This is a genomic window from Devosia sp. MDV22-iso42 (assembly GCF_058629155.1).
This window is the reverse complement of sequence record NZ_JBZVWR010000008.1, coordinates 1-3,359: the sequence shown is the minus strand read 5'-3', so window position 1 is coordinate 3,359 and position 3,359 is coordinate 1. Positions and strand designations below refer to the sequence as shown.

Below are 3,359 nucleotides of genomic sequence, written 5' to 3'. Positions count from 1 at the left end.
CTGCAGCTTCCTGATCTCAGGTCGCGCCGCAGCCGCCGCGATACACCATCTTTTGGCGGAAACACCGCGAAAGCGGACCTTTCGATTGGCCGGTGGCCATTGCACTCGTCCGACCGTGCGGCCGCAGCGTGGTAATGAGGCTGGACGGAGTTTGCCCTCGGCACATCGAATACAGCTCCGGAGTGCCACAGCACGAACGCGTGCGGTTATTTTGATCTTGATCAAAGACTGTTGCTGGGATTGCCCCATGGTGTGACCATGGTCCGATTGTCCGAAACGCTACAAGTTGTTGTGACCGCGCTGATCTTCAGCCTGGCGCTGACGCTTGGCGCCGGCCCGGACGCGCTTGCAAGCGCGTCCGACATGCAAGCTGCGCAGCACCACGTCGCAAGCGAACATCATGCATCGAGCGCGCACGACGCCTGTGCGCAAGAGCCATGCCACGACCAGCACACCGATTGCATTTCGGGCGTGGCGCATTGCAGCGGCTCTGGATGGATGGCCTTCGTCGCGCCGGTTGAGGCCCGCGGCCTGGGTCATTGGGGACACCAGACCTGGTCCCTGGAGGGCGCGCTATGCCTCTCCGGAGTCGATCCGCTGGTCGCCCGCCATCCACCCCGCGACCTCGCCTGAACGTACGGTCCTGGCTGCCGCAGACGGATTCGCCTGCCGGGCGGCCCCGCGGCCGGCCCTATTCACCCCATTCAATTGATCACAATGCAAAGGGAGAAGACCCATGCATATTGCCAAGCCGCTTTTTGTCGCGGCGCTGTTTCTCGGCCTCGCCAATCCCGCGATCGCCCAGACCGACCCGCATCACCCTGAAGCTGCCAATACAACCACGACTGAAGCCGAGACACTGGCGGAGGCAGCTACCCCGCCTGCAACGCCACAGGCCGGAAGCGCGATGAGCCAGTGTCCCGACATGATGGGCATAATGCAGCCGGGTGAAGGGCAGGCGATGGCCATGATGCGCATGCACATGATGGCGATGATGCAGATGCATATGCAGCTCATGCAGGAGATGCCGGGCCATCGGACAGGCGGCATGATGCAGCCGGGTGCCGGCGACCCGCCGCAGATGCAAATGATGGAAATGATGCGGTCCATGCAGATGATGCAAATGGACATGATGCAGATGATGCAGCAGATGCAGCAGAACCTGGCCGCGTCCGGGGCTCACGCTAAGGGGGCCACGCCATGACTGACATCGTCAGCAGACGCACCCTGTCGCAGCTGGCCTCGCTCTGGTCTTGCTGATCGTCCTGTGCGCTCTGGTGGGGGGTGCTTTCCCCGGGCCTTCAGGCGACGCATGCATGGGTGACACTGTTCACGCTCGCGCCCATCACCTCACCGCAGGCCTGGCTTGAGGGCACCTTCTTCAGCCTGATCTTCGGTATTTTTGCCGGCTCGATCGTCGCTGCGGTCCACAATGCGGTCGCCGCCCGCGGGCTCTGAGATGGGCCAGCCGCAGGGGCGGCTCGTTCTCCCCAGTCAGCCGCGAACGAGCGACTGAGCATTTGCGCTGGCCTCGTGCCACGCCGCCGCGGCCATCTCGCCGCGGCGGAAATGATCACAACTCACTGCCCATTGTCGAAAGGGAAACAGACCATGAAGCGTCGCGAATTGCTTACAGGATTGCTCGCCGGGTCGGCGGCTCTGGCCTTGCCTGCTGTCCTTGTCCGCCCCGCGCTCGGCGTGCAGCCGTCCACCACGACGGCACTGAATGTCGTCCGCCGCAGCATAGAAGTGAATGGCAAGGCGGCGAGCTTCTTCGGCCTGCAGCAGGCCGGCGGCGCGACCGGCCTTCGATTCAGGACGGGCGACAGCTTCGATGTCCTGCTCGGCAACCAAACGAACGAAAGCACGATCATCCATTGGCACGGACTGACGCCGCCCTGGCCGAATGACGGGGTCAGCGACGCGCCCAGCCCGTTGATCGGCGCTGGCGAGGAGCGGCACTATGCCTTTCCCGTCGGCACGGCGGGCACGCACTGGATGCACGCCCATACGCTCCAGGAACAAGCTCTTCTGGCGGCGCCGCTGATCGTTGCCAATCCGGAGGACGATGGCCGTGACGAGCAGGAGGTCGTGGTGTTGTGGCACGACCTCTCCTTCAAGACGCCGGAGGAACTGCTGGCCGGCCTGACGGGCGGTTCAGGGAGCAATGGGATGGCCGGCATGGGCCATGGCGGTCATGGCGGCATGGCGATGCCCTCGGGCGGCATGGCGATGGACCTCAACGATATCGAGTATGACGCCTATCTCGCCAATGACCGCACGCTGGATGACCCCGAAGTTGTCGCGGTGGAGCGCGGTGGCCGGGTGCGGCTGCGGCTTATCAACGGCGCGACGGCTACCGCCTTCACCATCGATCTGGGTGAACTGGAGGGAGAACTGATCGCGGTGGACGGCCAGGACATCGTGCCCGTCAAGGGACGTCGCTTCCCGATGTCCATGGGACAGCGGATCGATGTGCGGCTGACGCTGCCGGCGGAGAACCGCTCGTTTCCAATCCTCGCCCTCCGCGAGGGCGCGCCGCAGCGGACCGGGATCATCCTCCAGCCGAGCGGCGCGGTGGTGGGCAGGATCGCTGCCTCAGGCGACCAGAACGGGCCGGTGCTCGATCTCGAACTTGAGGGGCAGTTGCGGGCGGCCGTGCCACTGTCACAACGGGCGGCGGACCGGTCCTACGAGATGGTGCTCAATGGCGACATGGCCGCCTATCAGTGGGGCCTGATGCTCGACGCGCCAATCGCCGTCGACCCCGGCCAGCGGGTCGAGATCAAGATGACCAATATGAGCAGGTCGTGGCCATCGACGGGCGCCGATTTGCGGGAGCGTTGCGGGATACGGTCCTGATCCCGCCCATGCACTCAGTGACCATCGCCGTTGACGCCAACAATATCGGCCAGTGGGCCTTCCACTGCCACCACCTCTACCACATGGCGACCGGCATGATGTCCACCTTCGGCTACCGGACCTGAGGTACAAAGCCATGAAAACCGTCACCCTCGCAGTCGACGACCTGCTGAGCATCCTCGATTTTGCCGCCGTGGAAAAGCGGCTGACCGGCTTTGCCGGCGTCCACAAGGTCGCGATCAACGCCGGCTCGACCTCGGCGAGCGTGACCTTTGACGACCGGGTCACGAGCCGGGAACGGCTGGTGGAGCAGATCCGCGCATGCGGTTTCCACTGTCGCGGCGAAGTTGTGCCGCGGCACAGCTGCGTGCCTGGCCAGACGGTGGGGACGCCGACGGCCGGCCACGCCGAACATGGGGCCCAGGTGCATGGCGCGCACGTCCTTTTACGCCGTAGAACAAGCTGGCGAGGATGTCGGTCTGCTGGAAGAGCGCATA

The 3,359-nt window shown here is 64.6% G+C and carries 4 protein-coding genes and 1 pseudogene; all 5 read left to right on the top strand.

From position 1 onward, the window contains the following. The first annotated feature begins 258 nt into the window (after positions 1-258). Entirely contained in the window at positions 259-633 is a 375-nt protein-coding gene (locus tag AC4NN3_RS09860; protein ID WP_491926928.1) for a hypothetical protein, read from the top strand. 103 nt (positions 634-736) lie between these two features. After that, on the top strand, positions 737-1,204 hold the full coding sequence (locus AC4NN3_RS09855; RefSeq protein ID WP_491926927.1) for a hypothetical protein: 468 nt from the start codon (positions 737-739) through the stop codon (positions 1,202-1,204). A 116-nt stretch (positions 1,205-1,320) separates the two neighbouring features. After that, positions 1,321-1,458: a hypothetical protein gene (locus AC4NN3_RS09850; RefSeq protein WP_491926926.1), complete on the top strand. Its 138-nt coding sequence runs from the start codon at positions 1,321-1,323 to the stop codon at positions 1,456-1,458. Between the two features lie 153 nt (positions 1,459-1,611). Next, positions 1,612-2,987, top strand: a pseudogene (locus AC4NN3_RS09845) (multicopper oxidase family protein). Between the two features lie 11 nt (positions 2,988-2,998). Further along, on the top strand, positions 2,999-3,359 hold a 361-nt coding region (locus tag AC4NN3_RS09840), incomplete at its 3' end, for a heavy-metal-associated domain-containing protein (RefSeq protein ID WP_491926925.1).

Bases quoted from the DNA above. Each gene is read 5' to 3' on its own strand.
- AC4NN3_RS09855 (WP_491926927.1), top strand. From the start codon at position 737: ATGCATATTGCCAAGCCGCTTTTTGTCGCGGCGCTGTTTCTCGGCCTC.
- AC4NN3_RS09860 (WP_491926928.1), top strand. From the start codon at position 259: ATGGTCCGATTGTCCGAAACGCTACAAGTTGTTGTGACCGCGCTGATC.